The organism is Streptomyces sp. FIT100, from assembly GCF_024584805.1.
Classification (GTDB): domain Bacteria; phylum Actinomycetota; class Actinomycetes; order Streptomycetales; family Streptomycetaceae; genus Streptomyces.
In genome coordinates this window covers 6386760-6411910 of sequence record NZ_CP075715.1, presented here as the reverse complement: position 1 = coordinate 6411910, position 25151 = coordinate 6386760, and the positions used below count along the sequence as shown (strand labels likewise).

The following is a 25151-nucleotide window of genomic DNA, read 5'->3' as shown; positions in this document are numbered from 1 at the left end:
GTGGGTCGGTGGCCGGGTCGGTGACCGGGTCGGTCGGTGGCGGTCCGGCACGGTCAGTGGCGGTCCGGCAGGCTCCAGCGGTACGGCGCGATGAGCCGGTCGATCGCGTCGGGTCCCCAGGACCCGGGGGCGTACGGCTCGACCGGCGGCGGGTTCTCCAGCAGCGGTGTCGACACCTCCCAGAGCCGTTCGATCCCGTCGGAGCGGGTGAACAGGGACTGGTCGCCCAGCATCGCGTCGAGGAGAAGGCGCTCGTACCCCTCCAGCGCGTACATCGTGTTGAAGGACTCGGCGTAGCTGAAGACCATCTCCGCCTCGCACAGGCGCATGGCGGGGCCGGGCTCCTTCACCAGGAAGCGGGTCCCGATGCTGCCGGGGTCGTCGAAGTCGATCACCAGCTCGTTGTTGCGGATGCACTGACCGGAGCGCACGGACATCGGGAACATGCGCAGCGGCGGCTCCCGGAAGCCGAGCGTCACGACATGCCGGCCCTGCCCGAGCGATTTGCCCGAGCGCAGGAAGAACGGCACGCCGGCCCAGCGCCAGTTGTCCAGTTCGACGCGCAGCGCGACGAACGTCTCAGTGTCCGAGCGGGGGTCGACGCCCGGCTCGTCGCGATAGCCCTCGTACTGGCCGCGGACGACGTGCGCCGGGTCCAGCCGCCGCATGGACTGGAAGACCTTCTCCTTCTCGTCGCGCAGGGGCTGCGCCGCGAGGCTGGTGGGGGGTTCCATCGCCACGAAGCCGAGGAGCTGGAAGAGATGGGTCACGATCATGTCGCGGAAGGTGCCGGTCCCTTCGAAGAAGTGGGCGCGGCCCTCGATCCCGATGCTCTCCGGCACGTCGATCTGCACATGGCTGATGTGGTCGCGGTTCCAGACCGGCTCGATGAAGCCGTTGGCGAAGCGGAGGGCGAGGATATTGTCGACCGACTCCTTGCCGAGGAAGTGGTCGATGCGGAAGATCCGCGACTCGTCGAAGACGGCGTGGACCGTCGCGTTGAGGGCGCGGGCCGAGGCGAGGTCCGTACCGAACGGCTTCTCCACGATCAGCCGGGCGCCGTCCGCGAGCCCGGTCGTGCCGAGCATCTCGACGACGGACGCGAACGCCGAGGGTGGCACGGCGAGATGGAACAGCCGCCGCGGGTCCCCTCCGACCGCGCGCTCCGCCTCCCGTACGGCGGTGAGGAGCGGCTCCGGGGCGCCGGGGTCGGCCGCACCGAAGGACAGCGACCGCTCGAACTCCTCCCAGACCGGCCCCTCGGGCTTCGACGTCCCGAACTGTGCCACCGCGTCCCGCGCGTGCGCCCGGAACTCCTCGTCGGTGGGCGCCCCGTCGGCGGGCGCCGACCCGACGATCCGCCAACGGGCCGGAAGCAGCCCTGCCTTGGCGAGGTGGAAGAGTCCCGGCAGCAGCTTGCGCTGTGCGAGGTCCCCGGTGGCGCCGAAGATGACGATGACGTGGTCGTCGGGGACGGGGTTCGGGGCGTCCTGCTCCGCCGGCCGGTCCGCCGCCTGCCGGACGGTGTTGTTCGGAGTGTCGGTGCTGTTCGTGATGTTCGTGGTGTCGGTGCTGTTCGTGGTGTCAGTGCTGTTCGTCACGGCGCGTCACCCGGCCTTCTCGGCGTGGCCGCCGAACTCACCGCGCATCGCGGAGAGCACCTTGTCGGTGAACTCGCCCAGCCCGCGCGACTCGTAGCGCTGCGCCAGCGCCGCGCTGATGACCGGCGCGGGCACGCTCTCGTCGACGGCGGCGAGGACCGTCCAGCGGCCCTCCCCGGAGTCCGAGACCCGGCCGGTGTACGTGTCGAGCTCCGGCGAGCGGGCCAGTGCGTCGGCGACGAGGTCGACGAGCCAGGAGCCAACGACAGAGCCGCGCCGCCACACCTCGGCGACCTCGGCCACGTCGATCTCGTACGGATACGCCTCGGGCTCGCGCAGCGGCGCGGTCTCGGCGTCGACGGTCCGCGAGCGCAGCCCCGCGTCGGCGTGCTTGATGATGCTGAGCCCCTCGGCGATCGCGGCCATCATCCCGTACTCGACACCGTTGTGGACCATCTTCACGAAGTGCCCGGCGCCGTTGGGCCCGCAGTGCAGATAGCCCTCGGGCGCCGTCCCGTCGGCCCTGGTCCTGCCGGGCGTCGGCTCGGCGTCCCCGGTGCCGGGAGCGATCGTGCGGAAGAGCGGCCCCAGGCGGGCCACGGGCTCTTCCTCGCCGCCGATCATCAGGCAGTAGCCGCGTTCGAGACCCCAGACGCCGCCCGAGGTCCCGCAGTCCAGGTAGTGGATGCCGTGCGGGGCGAGCTGCCGCGCGCGGGTCATGTCGTCGCGGTAGTACGAGTTGCCGCCGTCGACGACGACGTCGTCGCCGTCCAGCAGCGGGATCAGCTGGTCGAGCGTGGGCTGCACCACGCCCGCGGGCAGCATCAGCCAGAGGCTGCGCGGCCGCTCCAGCTTGTCGGTGAAGTCGTGGAGCGACGAGGCCGCGGTCGCGCCTTCCTTCTCCAGCTCCTGCACGGCGTCACGGTCGAGGTCGTAGACGACGCACCGGTGGCCGTCGCGCATCAGCCGGCGCACCAGATTGGCGCCCATCCGGCCGAGCCCGATCATCCCCAGCTGCATGGGTGTGTCCGTGGTCATGGCTGACCTCCCCGTCCGGCACGGCGCCCGTTGGGCAGGGCGAACCTGCTGCCCAGCGTGCCTGGCCGGCCGCCGCCCGGCCTCACCCGCCAGGGGTGAACCGGGCCCGGCCCCAGAGGGTTACCGGCGGTTATGGCTGGTACCGCCCGGCCGAGGCGGGCCCGGACCGGGGTCGGACCGAGGTCCGCATCGAGCTCGCACCGGGGTCGGACCGGGGTCGGACCGAGGTCCGCATCGAGCTCGCGCCGAGGTCGGACCGAGGTCCGCATCGAGCTCGCGCCGAGGTCGGACCGGGGTCGGCTCAGCGTGCCGCGAGGCGGAAGCTCATATGGCCGAAGCTCACCATGTCGCCGACCTGGACCACGACCGAGCCGGTCACCCGGTGGCCGTTGACCGTCGTGCCGTTGGTCGAGCCGAGGTCGCGCAGGACCCAGAGCCCGCCCCGCAGGGACAGTTCGGCGTGCAGGCGCGAGACGGTCTCGTGGCTGAGCCGCAGGCCGTTGGACGGGTCACGGCCGATACGCAGCGGGTACGGGCCGGGCTCGGGCAGCAGCAGCGGGGGGAGCCGCTCGGCCTGCCAGGCGCGGCTGAGCCGCACGGAGAAGGCCGACACCTTGCCGACGGCGCCGAACAGTTTCTGCGACAGCCGGCCCTCGGGCCGCAAGTCGGCGGTGAGGGCGCGCAGTTCGTCCGGGCGGCGCGCGGCGAGCGCGAGCTCCATGCGCCGCATGAACGTGTCGTGGGACAGCTTGCCCTGCGCCGCGCCCTCCCTGAGCACCCCGAGCACACGGTCCCGCTCGGCGTCGGAGAGCCGCGCGGGAGCGGGATACGTCTGGAACTCGAAAGAGGACGTCACAGTCGTGATTGTCGGGCCGGGAAGCCCGGGGTGTCCAGAAGGACCGATGCGTTCGCTTCCGGAGAGCCGCGGGAAACCACTGGACGTGCCGGTCGGCGCCGTCTAGCGTGGCCGCGACGCCCGTGACCGACGGAAGGAGGCGAGCGCAGTGCAGACCACACGATTCCCGCGCTCCCGCCCCGTCCGCCCGGCGTTCGCTGTCTGACCGGGAGCGCGTCCGTACACGTGGTGCGTACACACCGTACGCGCACGCCACTTCCCGGAGGACTTCCTCATGACCGATCTGGTCACACGCGCGCTCTCCCCGAGCGACGCACATCTCTTCGACACCCTTCCCGACCCGCTCGGCGTGGGCCGGGCACTGGCCAGGGCGACGCCGCACCGCCCCGAGTGGCAGCGCGTCGCCCTGCGCGACGGCAGGGTCGTCGCACGGGCCGCCTGGTGGGGCGGGCCCGAGGACACGGCACCTGTCAATCTCAACTGGTTCGATGTGGCCGAGGGCGAGGAGGAGGCGGGCGCCGAACTGCTGCGCACCTCCCCGTTCCAGGTCGAGTACGAGCTGATCCTGCCCGCGGGCTGGCGCGACGACCCGGTGACCCGGGCCGCAGGTGAGGCGCGGCTGCGGGCCGCGCGCGCAGCCGGGATGAAGGTGCTCGTGGAGCGCTTCCAGTACCGGTGGACGCCCGTGTGCGGGCTGCCGGAGCGGCCCGGGCGGCTGGAGTTCAGGGCCGAGCCCGACGACGGCGTCATCCTGGACCTGCTGCGCCGCATCCACTCCGCGACGCTGGACGCGCACGCGCTGCGCGCCATCGCCGAGGGCGGCATCGACCGGGCGGCCCAGGAGGAGCTGGACTTCTTCCACTGGTGCCCGTCGCCGCGCGAGTGGTGGCAGTTGGCGTACACGCGCGAGGGCGAGCTCGTGGGGATGCACATCCCGGCGCACAACCCGTCGGGGCCGTGCGTCGGCTTCATCGGCGTGCTACCGGAGCAGCGCGGCCACGGCTACGCGTACGACCTGCTCGTCGAGTGCACGCACTTCCTGGCCGAGCGGGGCGCGGAGTTCATCGCGGGCGCGACCGACCAGACCAACCACCCGATGGCGGCGCACTTCACGAAGGCCGGGCACCCGGTCACGCAGGAGCGGATCCACCTCGTGTGAGCCAGGCTCGCACGGGTCCGGCCCGTGCGGTCCTGTGTATTGATCGGGCCGGGGGTGTCCCTAAGGACCGGGCACCCCCGAGCTGATGGTGAGCGGCCCATGGTGCTGGACGATCCCCGCACGGAGCCACGGATCCGACCTCGACCGCGGGATCCTGGTCCGGAGGATCCGCTCAGTCCCGTGACCGGGCGGCGGCGGCCCGCTGCGCCCGTACGGCGTCCCGGTACCAGGCGTACGACGCCTTCGGGGTCCGCTCCAGCGTGTCGTCGTCGATGCGCACGAGGCCGAAGCGCTGCGCGGCGCCCTCGGTCTGGAAGGCGGACGCGGACGCGCCCCAGAGGAAGCCGGAGGGGAATACGGGGAGCCGGTCGGGGGAGGGTACAGGGGGCGGGGGCGGCGTCATGGCCGGGACCTTAGTACCGGCGAGTAGGCCGCCTCCAGACCCCGGACTTGCCAGGATGGGTGCGAGCGGCACCGAGTGCTGGCACCGAGTGCTGTCGACACAACACACAACAGGGGATGCCGTGCTGTTCGAGGTGTGGGCGCCGTACGCCCGGGACCGGGTCGAGCTGTGGCTGGAGGGTACGCGGCTCCCGATGGACCGCCACCCCGTGCTGGAGGAGTGGTGGGCGGTCGAGGCGGAGGCGCGGGACGGGTCGCGCTACGGCTTTCTGCTCGACGGCGGCCCGCTGCTGCCCGATCCGCGCTCCCGCCGCCAGCCGGAGGGCCCGGACGGGCCGAGCGCGGTGGTCGCCCCGGACACATACGTCTGGCGGAGTGACGACTGGCCGGGGCGCGGGCTGCGCGGCGCGGTCCTGTACGAGCTGCACATCGGCACGTACACCCGCGAGGGCACCCTGGACGCGGCGGCGGCGCGGCTGGGCGAGCTGGTGGAGCTGGGCATCACCCATGTGGAGCTGATGCCCGTGTGCCCCTTTCCCGGGACACACGGATGGGGGTACGAGGGCGTGGCGCCGTGGGCGGTGCACGAGCCGTACGGCGGGCCCGAGGCGCTCAAGCGCTTTGTCGACACGGCGCACGGTCTCGGCCTCGGGGTGGTGCTCGACGTCGTCCACAACCATCTCGGCCCCTCGGGCAACCATCTGCCGTCCTTCGGGCCGTACTTCACCGACACCCACCACACGCCCTGGGGCTCGGCGGTCAACCTGGACGCGCCCGGCTCGGACGAGGTGCGCGCGTATCTGCTGGGCAGCGCCCTGGCCTGGCTGCGCGACTACCGCATGGACGGGCTGCGGCTCGACGCCATCCACGCGCTCGCCGACAGCCGCGCGCTGACGTTCCTGGAGGAGCTGTCGGCGGCGGTGGACGGCCTCGCGGCGGACCTGGGGCGGCCGCTGTTCCTGATCGCCGAGTCGGACCTGTGCGATCCGCGGACCACGACCCCGCGCGAGGAGGGCGGGCTCGGGCTGCACGCCCAGTGGAACGACGACTTCCACCACGCCCTGCACACGGCGCTGACCGGTGAGTCCCGGGGCTACTACGCGGACTTCGCGCGCGCCCCGCTGGCCGCGCTCGCCAAGACGCTGGGGCACGTCTTCTTCTACGACGGCACGTACTCGACCTTCCGCGGCCGTACGCACGGACGCCCCGTCGACCTCGACCGCACCCCCGCCCACCGCTTCCTCGGCTACGCCCAGACCCACGACCAGATCGGCAACCGCGCCCTCGGCGACCGGCTCTCCGCCCGGCTCTCCCCCGGGCTGCTCGCCTGTGCGGCGGCGCTGGTGCTGACGGGACCGTTCACGCCGATGCTGTTCATGGGCGAGGAGTGGGGTGCGAGCACACCGTGGCAGTTCTTCACCAACCACACCGACCCGGAGCTGGCGGAGGCCGTACGCAAGGGCCGGCGGCGGGAGTTCGCGGCGTACGGCTGGGCGGCGGACGACATCCCCGACCCGCAGGACCCCGCCACCCGGCTCCGCTCCTGCCTTGACCGCGCCGAACGCGACCGTGACCCCCACGCCCGCCTGCTGGCCTGGCACCGCACGCTGATCGCCCTGCGCCACGAGCACCCGGACCTCTCCGACCCGGACCTGGCGGCGGTGCGGGTCGCCTACGACGAGGCGGGCCGCTGGTTCCTCTTCCGCCGCGGCGAGGTGCGGGTCGCGGTCAACCTCGGCAAAACCCCCGCCGCCGTACCGCTGGGCGGCGGACTCGGCGCCCGCGCCGCCCGGGTCCTCGCCTCGTGGGACCCGACGGAGGGCCGGACCCCGGATGGGGACGGGGTGCTGAGGGTGCCCGGGGAGTCATGCGTGGTGCTGGGGGACGAGTGACCCGCCGTACAGGGGACGAATGACCCGCGGGTCCGCCGGGGGCGACGGGGCCGCGGTCGGCGGACGCGCCGTCACCCGGCGCCTGACGTACCGCCACCCCCTGTGGTGACGCCGGCCGTGCCGCCGCCGCCCGTGTGGACGCCTCCGCGCGGCCGGGCGGTGGCGAAGGGCTGCTCGTCCTGGGTGCAGACCGCTCCTCGGGGCGGAAGGACGCCGTCGACGAGGTAGCGGGTCTCGTGGTCCTCGACGCAGACGCTGGGGTTGCTGAAAGCGGCGTGCCCGTAGCCCTTGAGCGTCAGCAGCCGGGCGCCCGCGAGGCGGCCGGCCAGGGCCTTCGCCTGCACGTACGGGGTGACCGGGTCGTACGTCGTGTTCACCACGAGGGCCGGGTGCGCCATGGGGCGGTTCCAGGGGCCTGTGTAGGGCTGCGCCGCCGTGGCCGGCCAGGTGGCGCACGGCTCGGCCGCCCAGGCGATGAGCCGGCCGAGGTCACCCGCGCGCTCCCGACCGAACTGCTCCAGCGAGGGATAGCGCAGCGGGTCCCGGGGATTGGGGCTCTCGGAGCAGCGGATGGCGTGGATCTGTTCGAGGCCCGGGTACGGCAACGGGCCTTCGGGTGCGGGAGGTTCCTCCGGCTTGCGGCGTTCCCACAGGGCCTGGAGGGCGTCGGCCAGTTCGCCCCACTCGGGATCGACGGTGTAGAGGCTGCTGTGCACGGTGGCGACGGCCACGGCGTAGGTCCAGTCGTCCTGCGGGGCGTCCTGGAGGCGCTGCATCAGCCGGGTGAACCTGGCGCGGGTCGCCTCCGGGCTGCCGGCGGAGAAGGCGCAGCGGTCGGCGGTGGCGCGCCCGCACAGTTCGAGGAACTGTTCGAGCGTCGCGAAGGCCCCCAGGTCCGTGCTGTCGCGCTGGAACGTCCCCAGCAGGGGCTCGCTCTTCGAGCCGCCGTACAGCCAGGTGTGGGGATCTATGTTGCCGTCGAGGACCATGGCGCGGACGTTGCCGGGGAAGAGGTTGGCGTACGTGGCGCCGATCAGCGTGCCGTACGACACCCCGAAGTAGCTCAGCTGCCGGTCGCCGACCGCCTCGCGGAGCCGCTCCAGGTCGCGGGCGGTGTCGGCGGTGGAGACGTACCGCAGCAGTTCGGCGTCGCTCTTCTCGCAGCGCCGGCCGAGGTCGGCGTACGCGTCGACCCAGGTGGTCCGCTCCTGCGCGGTGACGGGGAATCCGGCGGGGACCGGCTCCGCCCATGCGATGACCTCGTCCGTGGTGTCGAAGCAGCGTACGGCGGTGCTCGCGCCCACCCCGCGCGGATCCCAGCTGACGATGTCGAAGCGCCGGCGCACCTCGGGGGGAAACGCCTCGTACGTCGCCGGCAGCAGTTCCGTGCCGGCGGCCCCGGGCCCGCCGGGGTTGAAGAAGAGGGACCCGATCCGCGGTCCCGGCCCGGTCGCCTTCCGCCGGACGAGCGCCAGCTCGATGGAACGCCCCCCGGGGTTGCGGTAGTCCAGCGGTACCTGCGCGGTCGCGCAGTCGTACTCACCGGCCTCGGGACACGGACTCCACTGGAGCGGCGCGGCGTGGTCGGAGGGAGCCGGCCCGTCACCGGGCGCCGCACGTCCCTGCCCGGCGGTCAGTGTCGTGCAGATCACCGCAGCGAGCGCGGCCGCGGCGTAGCCGCCGCGGCCGGCTATGGATCCGGGTATGCGCATGCTCATCCTTCGGCCGGGCCACATGTGAACGTCCGTCTGCCGTCAAGGCATCCGCCCCGATACCACTTCGGCCCGGGCGGGCCTGCAACAGCACCACCGCCAAATGGCGGTCAGGCCGGCCGCACGATCCGGGCGGGCGGTTCACCCGACTGCCCGCCGCCGGTCGCGCTCCGTGACCGGCGCTTCTGCGGTGGGCGACCGGGCCGGGCGGCCCCGGTCGCGGTGGGACGGGCCTGGGAAGCGGGGCGTGAGGGGAGGTCGGTAGGCTCGAAAGCAGAGGACACGCATGAGGAGCGGGGGCTGATGTGGGGCTGTTCAGGCGGGGACCGAAGCGGGACGGGGACGACGTGCCCCGGGACGCGGAGTTCTCCTTCTTCTCCGAGGGCGAGGGCGCGCGTTTCCGCGGGCAGGTCCGGGAGGCGTTCGCCGAGCAGGGGCTCGAGGTAAGCGTCTACGCGGACGTCGTCGTCGACAGCGCCGGGCGGCAGTTCGGGCTCGGGAACCTCGCCGCGGTCCTCCACAATGACGAGCGCGGCCCCCGGGTGTGGCCCGAGGTGATTCGCGGGCATGTCGCCATGGTGCTGCGCACCATGGACGCCCCGTCCGCTCTCGACACGCTCCCGCCCGACCAGATCCGTGCCCAGCTCTACCCCCGGGTGATCGGCTCCGAGGGTCTCGATCCGGAGACCTTCGGTTACGCCCGGCCGCTCGCCCCGGGGCTCTGCGAGGTCCTCGCCCTCGACCTTCCCGAGAGCGTCATGATGCTCACCGACGACGCCCTGGAACCGCTCGGCGACGTGCCGCGGCTGCGGCAGCGGGCGATGGACAATCTGCGCGGTCTGCCGGTGGAGGGCCACGAGACCATCAAGGACGCCGGGGGCATGTGCTTCGAGGTGGTGGTGGGCGACTCCTTCTACACCGCGAGCAGGGTGCTGGTCCTGGAGGCGCTCGTCCGGCAAGTGACCGGGCAGCACATCACGCCCGACGGCGCGCTCGTCGCGCTGCCCTTCCGGCACCAGGTCGCCTTCCACGTCATCCGCGACGCGAGCGTCATACCCACCCTGAACGGCATGGCCGCGTTCGCCGCCTCCGGGTACGCGGACACGCCGGGCGCGATCACGCCGTACGTGTACTGGTGGCGCAACGGGACGCTCACCCAGCTCAGCGACCGCGACGAGGACGGCGACGGGCTCCGGATCGTCGTCGGGGACGACTTCCAGGACCTGCTGGAACGGCTCGTGACGCAGCAGCGGCACGACGACGAGGACTGAAGCCATGTGGGAGGAAGCGCCGTGACCGCCGCAGCCGAGCCCTTCACCGCCGACGACTACCGGGCCCGGATGGCCCGGGCCGCCCGGGCCGCCGCCGACGCCGGGCTCGCCGGGCTCCTCGTGGCCCCCGGCCCCGACCTGGTCCACCTCACCGGCTACCGGCCGGTGCCGACCGAGCGGCTCACCCTCCTCGTCCTCGCCGACGGTCACGACCCGGTCCTCGTCGTGCCCGCCCTGGAGGCCCCCGACGCCGAGCACGCGCCCGGCGCCCCCGCGCTCACCTTCCGCGACTGGACGGACGGCAACGACCCTTACGCGGTCACCGCCCCGCTCCTCGACGGCCGGGGCCGCTTCGGGGTCAGCGACAACACCTGGGCGATGCACCTCCTCGGTCTCCGCAAGCAGCTGCCCGACACCTCGTACGTGGCGCTCACCGAGGCGCTCCCGATGCTCCGCGCGGTCAAGGACGCGGCCGAGCTCGCCCGGCTGGAAGCGGCCGGCGCCGCTGCCGACGCGGCGTACGAGGAGATCCTCAAGGTCCGCTTCTCCGGCCGCGAGGAGACCGAGATCGCGGCCGAACTCGCGGACCTGTTGCGCCACTTCGGCCACTCCCAGGTCGACTTCACCATCGTCGGCTCCGGCCCGAACGGCGCCGATCCGCACCATGAGGCCGGCGACCGCACCATCGTCCAGGGCGACATGGTCGTCCTGGACTTCGGCGGCCTGAAGGACGGCTACGGCTCCGACACCACCCGCACCGTCCACGTCGGCGAGCCGACCGCCGAGGAGCAGCACGTCCACGATGTCGTACGCGCCGCCCAGCAGGCCGGCTTCGACGCGGTCCGCCCCGGCGCCGCCTGCCAGGACGTCGACCGCGCGGCCCGCCAGGTCATCACCGCGGCCGGCTACGGCGAGCACTTCATCCACCGCACGGGCCACGGCATCGGCGTCACGACGCACGAACCCCCGTACATGATCGAGGGCGAGGACCGCCCGCTGGTGGCGGGCATGTGCTTCTCGGTGGAGCCGGGCATCTACCTGCGGGGCCGCTTCGGGGTCCGGATCGAGGACATCGTGACGGTGACGGAGTCGGGCGGGCGGCGCTTCAACAACACGGCGCGTGAGATGGCGGTCGTCGAGTAGTCGACGTCCTGGCCGTCAGGACGTCGACCACTCGACGATCCGGTTGTCAGGACCGGCTACGGCGACGCGGCGGCGTAGCGGCGTGGCGGCGTGGCGGCGTGGCGGCGTGGCGGTGACCTCGTGGTCGACCCGGTCCGGGCCGGTGCCGCACCCGACGAGGTGCTCCGCGTGGTCGGGCGGGACGAGGACCACCCCGAGGACGTCCCCCGGCGCTCCGGTTCCTCCGGGTTCAGCCCGGGAGCACCCGGACCTGCCCGTCGGGGAGCTTGGCCCACCAGTGGTCGTACCGGCCGTAGACCCGGGGGTCCCGCTCGGCCAGCAGCGTCATCAGGCACCGGGCCTCCGCAGCGAGGCCGTCCCATGCGAGGTGCTCCGCGTGGTCGGGCGGGACGAGGACCACCCCGAGGACGTCCCCGGCGCTCCGGTTCCTCCGGGTTCAGCCCGGGAGCACCCGGACCTGCCCGTCGGGGAGCTTGGCCCACCAGTGGTCGTACCGGCCGTAGACCCGGGGGTCCCGCTCGGCCAGCAGCGTCATCAGGCACCGGGCCTCCGCAGCGAGGCCGTCCCATGCGAGGTGCTCCGCGTGGTCGGGCGGGACGAGGACCACCCCGAGGACGTCCCCGGCGCTCCGGTTCCTCCGGGTTCAGCCCGGGAGCACCCGGACCTGCCCGTCGGGGAGCTTGGCCCACCAGTGGTCGTACCGGCCGTAGACCCGGGGGTCCCGCTCGGCCAGCAGCGTCATCAGGCACCGGGCCTCCGCAGCGAGGCCGTCCCATGCGAGGTGCTCCGCGTGGTCGGGCGGGACGAGGACCACCCCGAGGGCGTCCCCCGGCGCTCCGGTTCCTCCGGGTTCAGCCCGGGAGCACCCGGACCTGCCCGTCGGGGAGCTTGGCCCACCAGTGGTCGTACCGGCCGTAGACCCGGGGGTCCCGCTCAGCCAGCAGCGTCATCAGGCACCGGGCCTCCGCAGCGAGGCCGTCCCATGCGTCGGACGGGAGGTCGTGGAAGGCCGTCACCTCGATGCCGCCGTCGACCTGGCGCCAGACGCCGGCGACGTAGCCGTCGACCAGCAGTGTCGGCAGCACGTCGCCGTTGTTGCGGATCACCAGCCGACGAAGCTCCGGCGGGATGACGCGGCTGCGGTCGGCGTAGGCCAGCAGGACGCTATCCCACATCGCCATCAGCCGCGGGGGCGCCGGGGTGTCGGCGGGTGGGCGCGGGGCGCCGGGCAGGTCGAACAGCGTCGTGCCGCCGGGGCCCTTCAGCTGCTCGACGGTGCCGTCGAGCGCGTGCAGTGCCGCGCGCACGGGTGCCCGCTGGACCATGGCGAACTGCGCCACGTCCGCCACCGATGCCGGACCGAACCCTTGCAGATAGCGCAGGACGAGGGTCCGCAGGGCTTCCTCCCGGCCCTCGGGATCCGGTGCCGCCGACGCCGGAAGCGTCGGCGCGGCGGCGTACGACGGCCGGTGGCCGAACGACCAGGGCCCGCCGGTCGGTGCGTGCAGCAGCGGTGCGTACGCCCGCAGCCCCCACCAGGCCCCGGCCTTCTTGTCGGTGCCGAGGCGCTGTTCGAGCCAGGCTTCCATCTCGGCGACCGTCCGCGGCTGCTCGGCGAAGCGCACCAGCTCCGGGACGAGCTCCTCGGCGTCGGCCGGGGTGAGCCCCGCCGCGGCGAAGCGGTAGCCGAGCCTGGAGGCGTGGAACGTCGGCCGCATCGCCTCGCGGAAGACCTGGTAGTCGTCGGAGTGGACCGCGTGCAACGTGATCCGCATCAGCGTCGCCTTGACGACCTCGCGGCGGGTGTACGCGGCGTCCAGTGCGGCCGGTGCGAAGTCGCTGATCCGGTTCCACAGCGCGACGTACGGTGAGGCCGCCTGCTGGGCCTGGAGCGCGACGACGCGGCGGACCATGTCGAGGACGCCCAGCGGCTCCCGGCGCAGCAGCAGTTGACGGCCGAGCGTGGCCCGGTTCAGTTCACGCGCGGTCATCTCCACGGTGGGGATTGTCGCCCGGACGGTCCCCTGCCGCCAGTCCGCCGCCGCCGGTGGTGGCGGCGACGGCGACGGCGACGGCGACGGCGACGGGAACTATCCCGGCTGGTCGCGCAGCGCCAGCCGCGCCGGGAGCGTCGTCGCCGTCAGCCCCAGCGCCAGGGTGCCGCCCGCGAAGGCGGCGAAGAGCACGGGCGGGACGTACGGATACGTGTGGAACAGGCCCTGGATCATGGGTATCAGGGTGACCGCGGCGATCGTTCCGCCCAGGACGATGCCCGCGACCGAGACGAGCGCCGCCTCCCAGCCGACCATCCGCAGCACCTGCCGCCGCGTCGAGCCGACGAGCCGCAGGGTGCGCAGCTCGCGGCGCCGGTCGAGGACGGTCATCACCAGGGTGTTGGCGGCGGCGACGGCCGCGAAGCCGCCGAGCACGACGGCCATCGTCTTGTTGCCCCACGCGTTGACGGCGCGGTCCTTGTCCTGCGCGGCGACGTAGCCGTCCCGGCCGGTGACGGTGCCCAGGCGGGACAGGGCGGCGGTGGGGTCCGCGCCCTGGGCCGCGCGGACCAGGACCTCGCTGTCGTACGCCGAGCCGACGTGGCCCTCAAGTGCCGCGCGGGGCAGGGTGACCGCGGCGAGGCCCAGTCCGCGGCCGTACGTGGCGACGACCTTCGGCGCGGCCTTCGTGCCGTCGGGCAGCCGCAGGTCGAGGCGGTCCCCGAGGCCGACGCGGGCGGCCTTCGCCAGCCCCGCGTCGATGGCGACGGTGTCCTTGCCGGGTCCGCCGGGTCCGCCGTGCGCACCGCTCTCGCCGGGCGCACCGCTTTCGCCGGGCTCGCCGAGAAGGCCGGGCGAGCCGAGGGCGCCGAAGGAACCGAGGGAGCCTTCGCGGACGTCGAGGTCCTGCACCGCGTCGAGCCGGCCGCCGTGCACACCCTGGGCGGCGAAGGACTCGTACCAGCGGTCGCCGCCGCTGCCGACCCGGACGAGCACCTTGCCGCGCAGCAGGCCCACCGCCTCGTCCACGCCCGGTGTCGCGGCGGCGCGGGCGACGGCCGTGGCGGGCAGTCCGCCCTCGGCGCTGACCACCGCGTCGGCGGTGAGGCCGGCGCTCTGCTGCCGGGCCGTCTCGCGGTCCTCGCTGGTGTGGAAGAAGACCAGCACCGAGCAGAACGCCAGGGCCAGCGCGACGGGAGTGATCGCGGACGCCAGCCGGCGGGCGTTGGCCCACGTGTTGGCGGCGGCGAGCGACGACGTCGCGGAGCCGGCGCGCAGCGGGAGGCCGAGCAGCAGGGCGCATGCCTTGGCGACGAAGGGGCCGAGCAGCGCGATGCCGAGCATCAGCAACATGACGATGCCGAGGGCGAGTTCGGCCGCCTCCTGCCCGCCTTCCTCGGCTGCGATATACGCCAGGGAAACGCCGCCCGCGAGGGAGCCGAGGCCCAGGAGCGAACGGATGATGCCTGGCCGGAAGGGCTCGACCGCGGATTCGGCCAGCGCCTGCCCCGGCTTGATCCTCGACGCCCGGCGCGCGGCGGCGAAGCCCGCGAGCAGGGCGGTGCCGACGGCGGTACCGATGGCGACCCAGACCGGTACCGCGGACAGGCGCAGCTGCACGGCGTCCGGGATGGCGCCCCTGTGCTGCAGCTGCGCGAACCACCAGCGGGCCAGGGCCATTCCGGGCAGGCAGCCGAGCGCACCCGCGAGCGGGGCGACCAGCAGCGCCTCGGTGGCGATGGAGCGGCGGATCTGCCAGGGCGTGGCGCCGATGGCGCGCAGCAGCGCGAACTCCCGTCCGCGCTGGTTGATGGAGAGGGCGACGGTTCCGGCGGCCGTGAAGACCGCGGTCATGACGGCGATGCCGCCGAAGGAGAAGCCGAGGGCTTCGAGGACCTCCTTGGCGTATCCGACTCCGGGGTCCTCGACGGCTCCGCGCGCGTCACCGGTGTGCACGCGGGCGGCGTCGCCGACGGCTCGCTCGACGGCGGCGGCCAGCTCGCCGGTGGCGACCCCGTGCCGGGGCAGTACGGCGATGGCGTCGACGGTGCGCGGGTGCCCGGCCAGGGCGGGGGCCTCGGCGTCCGCGAACCAGGCGGCGGGGGCCGGTCCGCCGGCGGCGACACCCGAGACGCGGAAGTCGCGCTCACCGTCCGCGGTGGTCAGCGTGATCCGGTCGCCGGGCCTCCCCTCGGTGAGCACGACCTCGCCCTCGCGCGGCGCCGCGCCGGAGCTCAGCTTCGTCCCCGTGAAGGAGGTGGAGCCCCACCCCTGCGCGACGAGCGGCGAGCCGTCCTGCCGCACGTCGAAGGTGACGTCGGGGACGGCGGCGGCGACACCGGGAGCGGCGGCCACCTCGCGTACGAGCGCGGCGTCGAGCCGCGCCTTCTCGGGGACGGCCTCGCCCTCCCCGACGTGCTGACCGGCGGCGGCCAGGACGGGGACGTGCGCGTACCGCTGCGGGGCGACGGAGGCGCGGACCCCCGTGTCGGCGAGGAAGCCGCAGGCCGAGGTGATCATCGCGGCCAGCAGCAGGGCCACGAAGGTGCCGGCGAATGCGGCGGGCCTGAAGCGGATGGCGGCGCGGGCGAGACCGTTGGGCAGGAGGCTCACGCGACCGCTCCCGCCGTGGCGGTGGTGCGCGGCGCCCGGGCACCCGCGGCACCCGCGGCACCCGCGGTCAGCGCGGTCATCCGGTCCGCGATCCGGGCGGCGGGGGCGCCGTGCAGGCTGTCGGCGATGACGCCGTCGGCGAGGAAGAGCACCCGGTCCGCCCACGCGGCGGCGGCCGGGTCGTGGGTGACCATCACCATCGTGGCGCCCATACCGTCCACGGCCTGCCGCAGCAGGCCGAGCACCTCGGCCGCGGTGCCGGTGTCCAGCGCGCCGGTGGGTTCGTCGGCGAAGACGACGTCGGGCCGGGTGACCAGCGCCCGGGCGATGGCAACCCGCTGCTGCTGGCCGCCCGACAACTGGCCGGGGCGGCGCCTTGCGTGCTCGCCGAGCCCGACCCGGGCCAGCATCCCGGCCGCCTCCGCCTGTCCCGAGCGCCGCCCCGCGAGTCGCATCGGGAGCAGTACGTTCTGCTCGACGGTCAGCGAGGGCAGCAGGTTGAACGACTGGAAGACGAAGCCGAGCCGGCTGCGGCGCAGCGCGGTGAGCCTGCCCTCGCTCATTCCCGTGATCTCGGTGCCGCCGAGGCGCACCGACCCGGACGTCGGACGGTCGAGCCCGGCGGCGCACTGCAGAAAGGTCGACTTTCCGGAGCCGGAGGGCCCCATCACCGCGGTGAACGTGCCGCGCTCCAGGGTGAGGTCGATGCCCCGCAGCGCGTGCACGGCGCCGCTGCCCCTGCCGTACCGGCGGCCGACCCCGCGCAGCTCCACCGCGGGCCCGGTGTCCCGGTCCTGCGTCGTCTTCCGCAGCCGCATGGGCTCCGTCCTTTCCAGGTGATCGTTGCTGACCCCTCGAACCTACGGAAACCGGACACCTGCGGACCATGGTGTGCCCCGCCGAATCGGTGCTGGGGAAAACCCCCGCAGCGTGGCTGAGGCACTCCGCCGCTGCGTCCCCCGATGCTGTGGTGCGGATCGAAGGGAACACGGAAGCGATCCCGCACCAGACCGACCCTCACTGGACCGACCGCACCAGACCGTCCCGAGCCAGACCGTCCCGCCCCGGAAAGGACCACACCATGACCGGCCTGCCACCCGAACTCCGCGATCTGATCGAGTCCGGCCCCATGGCTCACCTGAGCACCATCAACCCCGACGGCAGCCCACAGGTGACCGTCATCTGGATCGCGCTGGACGGCGACGATCTCGTCAGCGGTCATATGTCGCATCACGTCAAGCTGCGCAACATCGAGCGAGACCCCCGCGTCGTGCTGTCCTTCGACGCCCCGCGCATGCCCGGCGTCCTTCTCAACGAGTACCTGCCGAGCGACGACACCTGGGATCTGCTCAACCGCCTGGCGAAGGTCTATATGGCCCCGGACGCCGAGTTCCCTGCGCCGAAGGGTCCCGGCTACATCGTGCGCTACTCCGTCGAACGCATCGGGGGCGTCGGCCCCTGGGCCGCGGCCTCGCCGTGACCGGCGCAGTGGGCCGCGTCCATCCACGCGGTCGGTCGCGCCCCGCCGGTCGTGCCCCGCCGGTCATGCCCGGTCGGATGCCCACGGCCGGTCGTGCCCGGTCAGATGCGCACGGTCAGATGCGCACGGTGCCGCCCCCGCGCCACCACCCTCGCGTTGGCCTCGTCCGAGTCCCTGACCCACCGCTCCGCGTACGCCCGCTCCTTGCCGAAGCGGACGTGCCGGTCCACGAGCCGCGGCACCCGCACCCCGTCCGCCACCTCCAGGTACCAGACCTCGTCGAGCAGTGCCCGGATCCCGGCCCACGCCCCCTCGTCGTGGAGCAGGTAGTTGCCTTCGGTGACCACGAGCGGGACGCCGGCCGGGACGGGAACGCTCCCGGCGACCGGCTCCTCCAGCCCCCGGTCGAAGGCGGGCGCGTACACCGTCTCGCCCGCACCGGCCGCCGTCCGCAGCCGGGCCAGCAGCGCCGCGTACCCCGCCGCGTCGAAGGTGTCCGGCGCGCCCTTCCGCCCCGCGCGCCCCAACCGCTCCAGCTCGGCCTGGGCGAGGTGGAAACCGTCCATGGGCACGAGCACGGCGAGCCCCGCGCCCAGGCGCTCCACGAGCTCCTCCGCGAGCGTCGACTTGCCGGCCCCTGGCGGCCCGGCGATCCCGAGGATCCGGCGCCCGCCGGGGCGGGCGAGATGCCGGGCACGGTCGGCGAGCTGGTCGATCGACGGGTCCATGGCAGGCATTCTGCCCGGGCGATACTGATCCCCCCTACCGAGGAGCACCATGATGTCCGCCCCGACCGGCCCGTCCGGCCCGCTGCCCCGTATCGCCCTGGTCGCGCTGGTCGTGCGCGACTACGACGAGGCCATCGCCTTCTACCGCGACGCCCTCGGCTTCACGCTCGTCGAGGACACGGACCGCGGCGACGGCTCCCGCTGGGTGGTCGTCCGCCCGGCCGGCGGCAGCGGCACCGATCTGCTGCTCGCCCGCGCGAAGGGAGACGGGCAACTGGCGAGCGTCGGCACCCAGACCGGCGGCCGCGTCGGCTTCTTCCTCCACACCGACGACTTCGCCCGCGACCACGCCCGGATGACCGCGGCGGGCGTCCGCTTCCTCGAAGAGCCGCGCCGCGAACCGTACGGCACGGTCGCCGTCTTCGAGGACCTGTACGGCAACCGCTGGGACCTGCTCCAGCCCGTGTAGTGACGAGGGTGCCCCGCTGACGCGCGGCAGGTCCAGCTCCGCGCGCACGGTCTTCCCGACGGGTACGCGGTCCACGACCGCCCACCGGTCGGCGAGCGCGGCCACGAGGACGAGCCCACGCCCGGACTCCGCCCCGGGCGGCGGAGCCCCGAACTCCCCGGGTCCGGGTGGGCGGCGCTCGGAGCGGGTGTCGGAGACCTCGACGCGGAGGGAGCCGGGGGCGTGGACGAGGCGCAGTTCGAAGTCCCGTCCCGGTACGCGGCCGTGGGTGACGGCGTTGGCCGCGAGCTCGGCGACGAGGACGGCGGCGATGTCGGAGGGGTCGCTGCCGTGCGGGATGCCCCAGGCGTGGAGCTGGTGGAGCGCGAGGTGGCGGGCGAGGCGGGCGCCGCGCGGGGTGGAGCTGAAACGCTGGGTGAACACACGTACGGTCACGGCCTGTCGGCTGCCGGCGGAGGGGATCATGAGCCCAATGTGACGCCCGTGGAGTCCCTTTCTCCAGGCAGGCGCCGCGTACGCTGCGTCAGCGTACGCGCACGCGCGGTGGACAGTACGCATAACTGTCCGTGACGATAGTGCGGTTGGGAGTGGGTCAGCGGGGTGGGAGCGCGGGAGGTGGCCGGTGATGGCCGAGATCGGCACTGAGGGGATGGAGCCGGAGTCCTCGGACAGCCTGAGGACGTTCGGCGCGGTGGTCCAGGCGCTGCGCGAGCACGCGGGGCTCAGCCGGGTCGAGTTCGCCCCACTGGTGCAGTTCTCCAAACACACGGTCGCGTCGATCGAGCTGGGGCGGCGGATGCCGGACGACGCGTTCGTGGAGCGTGCGGAGGAGGTGCTGGGCAACACGGGGGCGTTACGGAAGGCGGCGCGGCATCTGTCACGGCAGCCGGGGCTGGCGGCGTGGTTCCGCCGGTGGGCGCGGATGGAGGGGCTGGCGGTCAGCCTGTGCACGTACGAATGTCGCCTGATTCCGGGCTTGTTGCAGACGGAGGCGTACGCACGAACGCTGTTCACGAACCAGCTGCCTCCCCTGGGTGACGAGCAGATCGAGGCCCAGTGGCTGGCGCGGGCAGAGCGGCAACAACTACTGCACGAGCGGCCCAATATGGCCTTCAGCTTCATCCTCGAAGAGCATTTGTTCCTTCGGCGGATGGGCGGGGTGGAGGTCACCCGGGAGCTGGTCGACCACGTTGTGACGGTCGCCGAACGGCGAAACATCGAGATCCAGGTCATGCCACTCGTACGTGAAACGCATGCAGGGCTCGATGGTCCGATGCAGCTGCTGGAGACCCCAGAGAACAGGTGGTATGGGTACTGCGAGGGGCAGGAAAGCGGCCAGCTCATCGCCGAGCCCAAAGTGGTCAGCATGCTCCAGATGCGGTATGCCAGGATGCGCTCACAGGCTCTCACCCCAGAAGACTCCGTGGGCCTGTTGCAGCGGATGCGAGGAGAAGTATGAGCACCACAGACCTGGCCTGGTTCAAGAGCAGCTACAGCAGTGGCGGCTCCGGCGACTGCATCGAGATCGCCCTCTCCTGGCACAAGTCCAGCTACAGCGGCAGCTCCGGTGACGACTGCGTCGAGGTCGCCACCTGCCCCACCACGGTCCACGTCCGCGATTCCAAGGCCAAGCAGGGCCCCCGGCTCGCCCTCTCCCCCACCGCGTGGTCGGCCTTCGTCGCGTACGCCACCGGGCCCTGACCGGCTGCACACACCAACGCGCCCGGCTACTGCTCCAGCGCCTTGCGATGCTGCATCGCGGTGAGGCGCCGTACGAAGACGATCGCCAGGACCGCGGCGGCGATGTCGAACAGCGCGGAGACCAGGGTCAGGCCGATCGCCTCCCTGGTCTCGTCCGCCTCTACTGCTCTGGCGTACGTCATCGTTGCCATGAACGTAGGGACCATGCCCGCGATCCAGAGCGTCCACCAGGCGTTGACGAGTCGGTTCGACCGCCGGGGCGCCGGTCCGAGGCGGTCTCCCGGGGTGCTCGCCGACCAGATGTCGAGGGCGATCAGGCGCGGGATCCACAGGTTCACGACCGGCACGATCCAGCTCCACACCGCCCAAGCGGGCGTCATTCGGTGGGCGCCCGGGGCGAACGCCTCGGCATTGGTCCGCGCGCGGTGGAACCAGACCAGGAACACGACGCCGCAGAGCAGGAAGGTGTCCATCGTGGCGACATCGGACCAGTTGTACAGCCCTTCCCACCTGCTGTAGGTCTCCTGGTCGAGCGCCTCCGCGCTCCAGAGGCCGTACAGCCTGGCTCCCACGACGACGGCGAAGACATCCGCCGCGATGACGAGGCCGAGCAGCACGACCACGGCGGCGCCGAGGCCCCTGAGCGACCGCACCTTCGCCGGTCTGTTCGGCGCGGCGTAGATCGAGTCGGCGGACATGACAAGCAACCCCCCACGGGTACACGAACGACCGCGCAGGTCAGCGGTCGCTCGCGGAAGATACGCGGTGGGGAGCCCTGATGTCCACGCAGTTCATCCACGGGGTCAGCTGCGTGCGGACAGGCCGCGGTGCAGGCACTCGGTGAGCCGGGCCGCGATACTGCCGTCGGGGTCGAGCCGGGGGTTGAAGATCGTGACGTCGAGGCCGACGGCCCGTTCGTCGGCCAGCGCCGTGCACAGCACGCTCTCCAGCTCCGACCAGCTCAGTCCGCCGGGTTGGCGGTAGTCGACGGCCGGCATGACCGCGTCGTCCAGGACGTCGACGTCCAGATGGACCCAGAATCCGGCGCTCCCGCCGGCCGTGAGCCGGCCGACCGCCTCACGCGCGGCCGTGGCGGCGCCGGCCGCGCGCACGGCGTCGAGGTCCAACAGGGCTTGGGCGAAAGGTCTTCCGGGACCGTCCGACGCTGTGGCTACACGGCGCCGTCATCCACACCCAGGTCGGCAGGCCGGGCACCATCGCGAAATGATCAAGCACCTTTCGCAACCGGGGATCCATGAGGTAGTGAGGGCTCACGACGGCTTGCGCCTCTCGTCAGCCTGGGCAACACACACTGCGATGCCATGTCGCCTTGTCTCGTGAGCGCCAGGAGGGCACCGATGATGCTGCCGACGCGCTCACCGCTCCGCAGCCTGCGGCTGGCGATGACCCCGTCAATGCGATTCTCCAGCATGTCAGGTGTGATGCCATGTGCCCGCAACTGCCGCACCACGTGCGAGTTACGCAGTCCCACGACCTCGACCCAGCAAAGCACCTCCGCCTGCCCGGCGCATCCGGCCTCTGCCCAGGCGCGAGCCAGCCCCCAGGCTTTCCCCCGCCGACACCCGAGTGTGGTCCTGGCAAGGCCAAAGACCAACGCCTCCACACCCGGCGGTGTCGGGCGAGGCCTGAAGCGACAGTTGCCTCGCGAGTACAGCAGCTCGCCACGGGTCATCGATTCGAGACCGAGATCAAGACCTTCCGCACGGGCGACCTCCATCGCGTTGGCCAGCCCCCGCCGACGGCGACCCGGCACACTCGACAGAACAGGCTCCGCCGCGCCCACGGCCGCAGGAAGCCGCCCAGACCGCAAATAGCCGTAGACGGCGGCTCCTTCGGGGTCGTTGCTGAACTCGGACATAAGAGAACACTACCTTTCGCAGGCGAAAGAAAAGCCCCGCTCGTCGAGCGGGGCCTGGAGGGGAGAGCGCATCGCACCTCGGCGTGGGCTTTCCCAGGAAAGAATCCAACGTCTGGCTACGGATGAAAAATGGGTGAGGAATAATTCCGTAACCTTAAAATTATCACTTCTGACCGCTGGAGACGTGTCACGGGCCCTGGCGGTCATGCACCATGCCCTCTTTGTGTCAGCAAAAGGAAGAAGAGAATGGCGACGCAACCGACCCGCTACTCCTTCACACCAGCAGATAGCCATCCGGGTGTTTCATCGAACCATCGCGCCTTGTAAATCCATCCATTAGCCCCAAATTTGCGTAGTCCAAATTATCCGGAGCATCTGCACCGAAGAAGTACACTTGCTGAGTATGGCCTCCTTCGTCCAGGTAGCTGCCTACGCCTCTCCAGTTTGACCGAGTATGCACGCCTAGCCCATTTTTCGAGAGGCGTCTGCAAATTTGGCATTCGCGACTTCTCCCTTAATGTTCCCATTCTTGTCTAAAATCGCGTTGCGAAGCTGTACATGCGACTCTCCCTGCAATGCATCGGATACATCCCGACCAGTCCAATTCCAGATCAATTACCCGGTAGCGGCATCATACATTTCGATGCCCATCCCGTATCGACCCGTAATTACAGGGAGGCACAGAAAGGCAGGGTTCCGCTTCTCGCTCCTCGATATTTCGATCTCCATTTTCTGCTAAATTCTCGCAGCTTCCAACCCATCGTTCTCGACACGCTGGTATTAGCATCCCGCCTCAGGCGGGAAATATGGGCACGCGTGTGTGAGGGGCGTACGGTTTCAGAGGGAGTGCCTTGGGGCATTGGAGCGGACGGCGTGGCGGTGACTCTCACAAGCCGAAGCTGACCCCCTCACGGCAATCGGCTCGGTGCCAGGTCAGGGGACCGATTCACAGTCGATGCCGAGGTGCGTGTGCTGCTGGAGTGCTGGCAAGCGCAACGCATCCGCAGCCCACCGCCAGCTGGTTGTTCGCGGCCGGCAAGAAGGCCACTACAGTGCCGGGTGAGAGGACGGAGCCCCAGTGCCGAAGAGCCGGAGCTATACGCCTCGCTCAACAGTCCTGGGGCTCCGCCTGTTCTACCCACCACTCCTCGCCCGATTTATCATCAGCCGGGTCATGGCTGATCACAGGATCGATGGCGGCTCCCTGGACGTTCGGTGAACTCGGGAAACACCGAACACATTCGGACGCTATCCACAACGGACCTCAAGCGGCAAGCTCAGGAGGGCGCCTGTATCCGATTGTATCCACTAATCCGGATCCTTCTCATAATTGATAACCGGCTGGAACCAGAACACAATCCCTTCCGCCCCCTTCGGATCCGTGTTACTCATAACGGGAACCGAAATGTCGGAAAGCTGCCACCCGGTCCCAGGGCTCGCATAGGACCATCCCCCTTCGAGGCGATTTCTCCCGAACTCATCCCTGCTACTTTCATCCTTAGCCCACCCAGCCTTGTCCTTGCTATTTGCCACCTTATCCAACTCGTCCGATGCCCTCTGGAAACAAAGGCTCCCAAGTTTCGGATAAGAGGTATTGCGGATGACTCCTACAGCCGTGAAATAGTCGTTATCTGCTTCGGTGTGGACTCTCGAATTTGTCGCATCTTTAGAATTATCCTTGTCTCCCCCTTCCCAATTGCCGCCTTTAATGCGCCAGTAATTCACCCCATCCACCTCGTCGCCCCACCAAACCTGGATCCACGAAATTGGGGCAGCCCGGTCCCATTGGGGCGCTACCGTCCAACCATTGGCCACCTGATCATCCGTAGGCGATTTAAGTTCGAAAGAGCCCGGCCCTCCGCGTCCATAGTGGTAACGGATGGGCTGATTAAGCTGCTTCCTGACGTCGGAGGGAATCTCCCCACTCAGCATGTACGGCCACATGAGAGCCTTTTGAACAACGGCGATTCTCATGAGGGATTCATACTGTGAAATAACGGTACGCCGGTACCCGTTGTCATCCAGAGATTTGTCTGCACCGCTCCCCCCTGGCTCACGCCACCAACCATCCTGCTCGGTTCCGTTAGCAAGCGCGCCCTTGTATCCCTTCCAATACACCTTCCTTGCATGCTCAACGTAGGAATACTCGCCATTCGCATCGACGTCTTCAAGATTTGGTTTCGGAGTCTGCAGATCGGCAATCAGATCCGCCGCCACCGCAAGGGCATGGGGCGATGCATCGCCGTTCTCGACGATACCCTGGAGCGTATGGATGAGCGCTCGCTGCGAAGCACCGTCATCCTCCGTGCCGCGAACGACAGCATTCCCTACTTTGGTAGCAGCATTATATGAGCGCCTAAAGTTATTGACGATATCCTTGTCGATTATCCCCCACTCGTCTTCGCCCCTGATGGCAGAGACCAGAAGGGACAGCCGAACATCAACCAATGCGGCAAAAGCAGGTAGGGCTTGAACATCTCCCGTCACCTGCGTCGTCTTGTTAATGAGATTGACCAATTGCTGGTTCGCGTTCACCACGTATATATTGGCACTATTCGCATTCCTCGTGTCCAGTGCTCCCTGAAGGTCCGACAGGGCCGTCTGGACACTCGCTCGATAGGCCCCAATTGTTTCCAGGTGGTAACTCGTCACTTCGGCTTTAGCTATCGCCTTGACTCTTTCGGCAATCTTAGGCCAAATGTCCGAGGCGCCCGAGGACGGCATAAAGAGCACAGTGAAGAAGTTGAATACGGACGAAAATGTGGGGCCGAGGACGGGAATCAAGCCGATGGCGGTGGACACAACCGAGAGACCGAAATCAAGGATCTGGTAAGGGTCATCCCATTTGACCTTAAGGCCTTTCCTTGCAAGCTCAAATGCGGATTTTGTCACATCCCCGTGTAATTTGATTTGATCCTTTTCCCACTGTTCCATCTTCTTTAGATCGTATGCCATTTTCTTGCTCCATATTAAGAGGTTACCCGAAAGGTGAACGTTGCGAGTGCCGCGAACCAATCTTCCTGATCTTGCGTCATGGCTCTTGCTGTAGTAGCAACTCGGGCAAGTGCGAGTCTGGTTTGCCTCCTCAACCCCATAAGGCGGGCCACGAGGAAGAATGCGATTCCCATCGGCATTTAATATAAATATGTACTCCACGGCGACTCCCTGCCGATTCCTGCGAATACGCCAAAGCGGCCGTCGGTCAATCGGCTT

At 70.6% G+C, this 25151-nt stretch carries 23 protein-coding genes and 2 pseudogenes; 8 read left to right on the top strand and 17 right to left on the bottom strand.

Features of this window, described 5'->3' with window-relative positions; translation table 11 throughout:
* Positions 1 to 53: 53 nt before the first annotated feature.
* The 3 genes from zwf to KK483_RS28795 form a co-directional block, all read right to left on the bottom strand.
* Positions 54 to 1457 (bottom strand): glucose-6-phosphate dehydrogenase, encoded by a 1404-nt coding sequence (zwf, locus tag KK483_RS28805; RefSeq protein WP_262009722.1) that lies wholly within the window; start codon positions 1455 to 1457, stop codon positions 54 to 56.
* 150 nt (positions 1458 to 1607) lie between these two features.
* On the bottom strand, positions 1608 to 2639 hold the full coding sequence (gnd, locus tag KK483_RS28800) for a phosphogluconate dehydrogenase (NAD(+)-dependent, decarboxylating) (RefSeq protein ID WP_262008126.1): 1032 nt from the start codon (positions 2637 to 2639) through the stop codon (positions 1608 to 1610).
* 301 nt (positions 2640 to 2940) lie between these two features.
* Positions 2941 to 3495, bottom strand: coding sequence for a DUF1707 and FHA domain-containing protein (locus KK483_RS28795; protein WP_262008125.1), 555 nt, complete (start codon positions 3493 to 3495; stop codon positions 2941 to 2943).
* A 274-nt stretch (positions 3496 to 3769) separates the two neighbouring features.
* Here KK483_RS28795 and KK483_RS28790 point away from each other — a divergent pair, with 274 nt between their 5' ends.
* Positions 3770 to 4654, top strand: a complete 885-nt coding sequence (locus KK483_RS28790) for a GNAT family N-acetyltransferase (RefSeq protein ID WP_262008124.1) — start codon at positions 3770 to 3772, stop codon at positions 4652 to 4654.
* Positions 4655 to 4826: 172 nt separating this feature from the next.
* Here the strand turns inward: KK483_RS28790 and KK483_RS28785 are convergent.
* Positions 4827 to 4967: pseudogene (locus KK483_RS28785) on the bottom strand (family 1 glycosylhydrolase); the annotation flags it as partial.
* A 211-nt stretch (positions 4968 to 5178) separates the two neighbouring features.
* On the opposite strand from KK483_RS28785, the gene treZ reads away from it, so the two are divergent.
* Positions 5179 to 6948: a malto-oligosyltrehalose trehalohydrolase gene (gene treZ / locus KK483_RS28780; RefSeq protein ID WP_262008123.1), complete on the top strand. Its 1770-nt coding sequence runs from the start codon at positions 5179 to 5181 to the stop codon at positions 6946 to 6948.
* A gap of 71 nt (positions 6949 to 7019) precedes the next feature.
* Here the strand turns inward: treZ and KK483_RS28775 are convergent, their stop codons facing one another.
* Positions 7020 to 8660 (bottom strand): alpha/beta hydrolase, encoded by a 1641-nt coding sequence (locus KK483_RS28775; protein WP_262008121.1) that lies wholly within the window; start codon positions 8658 to 8660, stop codon positions 7020 to 7022.
* 305 nt (positions 8661 to 8965) lie between these two features.
* Here KK483_RS28775 and KK483_RS28770 point away from each other — a divergent pair, with 305 nt between their 5' ends.
* Together KK483_RS28770 and KK483_RS28765 are read left to right on the top strand one after the other, a co-directional pair.
* Entirely contained in the window at positions 8966 to 9931 is a 966-nt protein-coding gene (locus KK483_RS28770; protein WP_262008120.1) for a hypothetical protein, read from the top strand.
* Between the two features lie 69 nt (positions 9932 to 10000).
* Positions 10001 to 11074, top strand: a complete 1074-nt coding sequence (locus KK483_RS28765) for an aminopeptidase P family protein (protein WP_262009721.1) — start codon at positions 10001 to 10003, stop codon at positions 11072 to 11074.
* A gap of 15 nt (positions 11075 to 11089) precedes the next feature.
* On the opposite strand, the gene KK483_RS28760 is transcribed toward KK483_RS28765, so the two are convergent.
* The 7 genes from KK483_RS28760 to KK483_RS28730 form a co-directional block, all read right to left on the bottom strand.
* Complete coding sequence (locus KK483_RS28760) at positions 11090 to 11266, bottom strand: hypothetical protein (RefSeq protein WP_262008119.1); 177 nt, start codon at positions 11264 to 11266, stop codon at positions 11090 to 11092.
* 37 nt (positions 11267 to 11303) lie between these two features.
* Positions 11304 to 11474, bottom strand: coding sequence for a hypothetical protein (locus tag KK483_RS28755; protein WP_399015210.1), 171 nt, complete (start codon positions 11472 to 11474; stop codon positions 11304 to 11306).
* A gap of 36 nt (positions 11475 to 11510) precedes the next feature.
* Positions 11511 to 11681, bottom strand: coding sequence for a hypothetical protein (locus tag KK483_RS28750; protein ID WP_399015210.1), 171 nt, complete (start codon positions 11679 to 11681; stop codon positions 11511 to 11513).
* Positions 11682 to 11717: 36 nt separating this feature from the next.
* Positions 11718 to 11888: a hypothetical protein gene (locus KK483_RS28745; protein ID WP_399015210.1), complete on the bottom strand. Its 171-nt coding sequence runs from the start codon at positions 11886 to 11888 to the stop codon at positions 11718 to 11720.
* A gap of 37 nt (positions 11889 to 11925) precedes the next feature.
* Positions 11926 to 13071: a winged helix DNA-binding domain-containing protein gene (locus tag KK483_RS28740; protein ID WP_262008118.1), complete on the bottom strand. Its 1146-nt coding sequence runs from the start codon at positions 13069 to 13071 to the stop codon at positions 11926 to 11928.
* Between the two features lie 93 nt (positions 13072 to 13164).
* Entirely contained in the window at positions 13165 to 15681 is a 2517-nt protein-coding gene (locus KK483_RS28735) for an ABC transporter permease (RefSeq protein WP_262008117.1), read from the bottom strand.
* A complete protein-coding gene (locus tag KK483_RS28730; RefSeq protein WP_262008116.1) occupies positions 15678 to 16499 on the bottom strand; it encodes an ABC transporter ATP-binding protein in 822 nt (273 codons plus the stop codon). The genes KK483_RS28735 and KK483_RS28730 overlap by 4 nt, the downstream gene beginning before the upstream one ends.
* A gap of 263 nt (positions 16500 to 16762) precedes the next feature.
* Between KK483_RS28730 and KK483_RS28725 the strand changes: the two genes are divergently transcribed.
* Positions 16763 to 17161 (top strand): PPOX class F420-dependent oxidoreductase, encoded by a 399-nt coding sequence (locus tag KK483_RS28725; protein WP_262008114.1) that lies wholly within the window; start codon positions 16763 to 16765, stop codon positions 17159 to 17161.
* Positions 17162 to 17262: 101 nt separating this feature from the next.
* Here the strand turns inward: KK483_RS28725 and KK483_RS28720 are convergent, their stop codons facing one another.
* Complete coding sequence (locus KK483_RS28720; RefSeq protein ID WP_262008113.1) at positions 17263 to 17889, bottom strand: nucleoside/nucleotide kinase family protein; 627 nt, start codon at positions 17887 to 17889, stop codon at positions 17263 to 17265.
* An 82-nt stretch (positions 17890 to 17971) separates the two neighbouring features.
* Between KK483_RS28720 and KK483_RS28715 the strand changes: the two genes are divergently transcribed.
* Positions 17972 to 18358: a VOC family protein gene (locus KK483_RS28715; RefSeq protein ID WP_262009720.1), complete on the top strand. Its 387-nt coding sequence runs from the start codon at positions 17972 to 17974 to the stop codon at positions 18356 to 18358.
* 24 nt (positions 18359 to 18382) lie between these two features.
* Here the strand turns inward: KK483_RS28715 and KK483_RS28710 are convergent.
* Positions 18383 to 18823 (bottom strand): annotated as a pseudogene (locus KK483_RS28710) (ATP-binding protein); the annotation flags it as partial.
* 160 nt (positions 18824 to 18983) lie between these two features.
* Between KK483_RS28710 and KK483_RS28705 the strand changes: the two are divergent.
* On the top strand, positions 18984 to 19817 hold the full coding sequence (locus tag KK483_RS28705) for a helix-turn-helix transcriptional regulator (protein ID WP_262008112.1): 834 nt from the start codon (positions 18984 to 18986) through the stop codon (positions 19815 to 19817).
* Positions 19814 to 20059, top strand: coding sequence for a DUF397 domain-containing protein (locus KK483_RS28700; RefSeq protein ID WP_262008111.1), 246 nt, complete (start codon positions 19814 to 19816; stop codon positions 20057 to 20059). The genes KK483_RS28705 and KK483_RS28700 overlap by 4 nt, the downstream gene beginning before the upstream one ends.
* A 26-nt stretch (positions 20060 to 20085) precedes the next feature.
* Here the strand turns inward: KK483_RS28700 and KK483_RS28695 are convergent, their stop codons facing one another.
* From KK483_RS28695 to KK483_RS28685, 3 genes are all read right to left on the bottom strand, one after another.
* A complete protein-coding gene (locus tag KK483_RS28695) occupies positions 20086 to 20757 on the bottom strand; it encodes a DUF4328 domain-containing protein (protein ID WP_262008110.1) in 672 nt (223 codons plus the stop codon).
* Positions 20758 to 20862: 105 nt separating this feature from the next.
* Positions 20863 to 21186, bottom strand: coding sequence for an arginase family protein (locus KK483_RS28690; protein WP_262008109.1), 324 nt, complete (start codon positions 21184 to 21186; stop codon positions 20863 to 20865).
* A gap of 2060 nt (positions 21187 to 23246) precedes the next feature.
* A complete protein-coding gene (locus KK483_RS28685; RefSeq protein WP_262008108.1) occupies positions 23247 to 24893 on the bottom strand; it encodes an insecticidal delta-endotoxin Cry8Ea1 family protein in 1647 nt (548 codons plus the stop codon).
* Between the last annotated feature and the right edge of the window lie 258 nt (positions 24894 to 25151).

Coding starts and splice junctions, on each gene's coding strand:
- KK483_RS28725 (WP_262008114.1), top strand. CDS start 16,763: ATGACCGGCCTGCCACCCGAACTCCGCGATCTGATCGAGTCCGGCCCC.
- KK483_RS28695 (WP_262008110.1), bottom strand. CDS start 20,757: ATGTCCGCCGACTCGATCTACGCCGCGCCGAACAGACCGGCGAAGGTG.
- KK483_RS28700 (WP_262008111.1), top strand. CDS start 19,814: ATGAGCACCACAGACCTGGCCTGGTTCAAGAGCAGCTACAGCAGTGGC.
- KK483_RS28790 (WP_262008124.1), top strand. CDS start 3,770: ATGACCGATCTGGTCACACGCGCGCTCTCCCCGAGCGACGCACATCTC.
- KK483_RS28730 (WP_262008116.1), bottom strand. CDS start 16,499: ATGCGGCTGCGGAAGACGACGCAGGACCGGGACACCGGGCCCGCGGTG.
- gnd (WP_262008126.1), bottom strand. CDS start 2,639: ATGACCACGGACACACCCATGCAGCTGGGGATGATCGGGCTCGGCCGG.
- KK483_RS28720 (WP_262008113.1), bottom strand. CDS start 17,889: ATGGACCCGTCGATCGACCAGCTCGCCGACCGTGCCCGGCATCTCGCC.
- KK483_RS28775 (WP_262008121.1), bottom strand. CDS start 8,660: ATGCGCATACCCGGATCCATAGCCGGCCGCGGCGGCTACGCCGCGGCC.
- KK483_RS28685 (WP_262008108.1), bottom strand. CDS start 24,893: ATGGCATACGATCTAAAGAAGATGGAACAGTGGGAAAAGGATCAAATC.
- KK483_RS28765 (WP_262009721.1), top strand. CDS start 10,001: ATGGCCCGGGCCGCCCGGGCCGCCGCCGACGCCGGGCTCGCCGGGCTC.
- KK483_RS28705 (WP_262008112.1), top strand. CDS start 18,984: ATGGCCGAGATCGGCACTGAGGGGATGGAGCCGGAGTCCTCGGACAGC.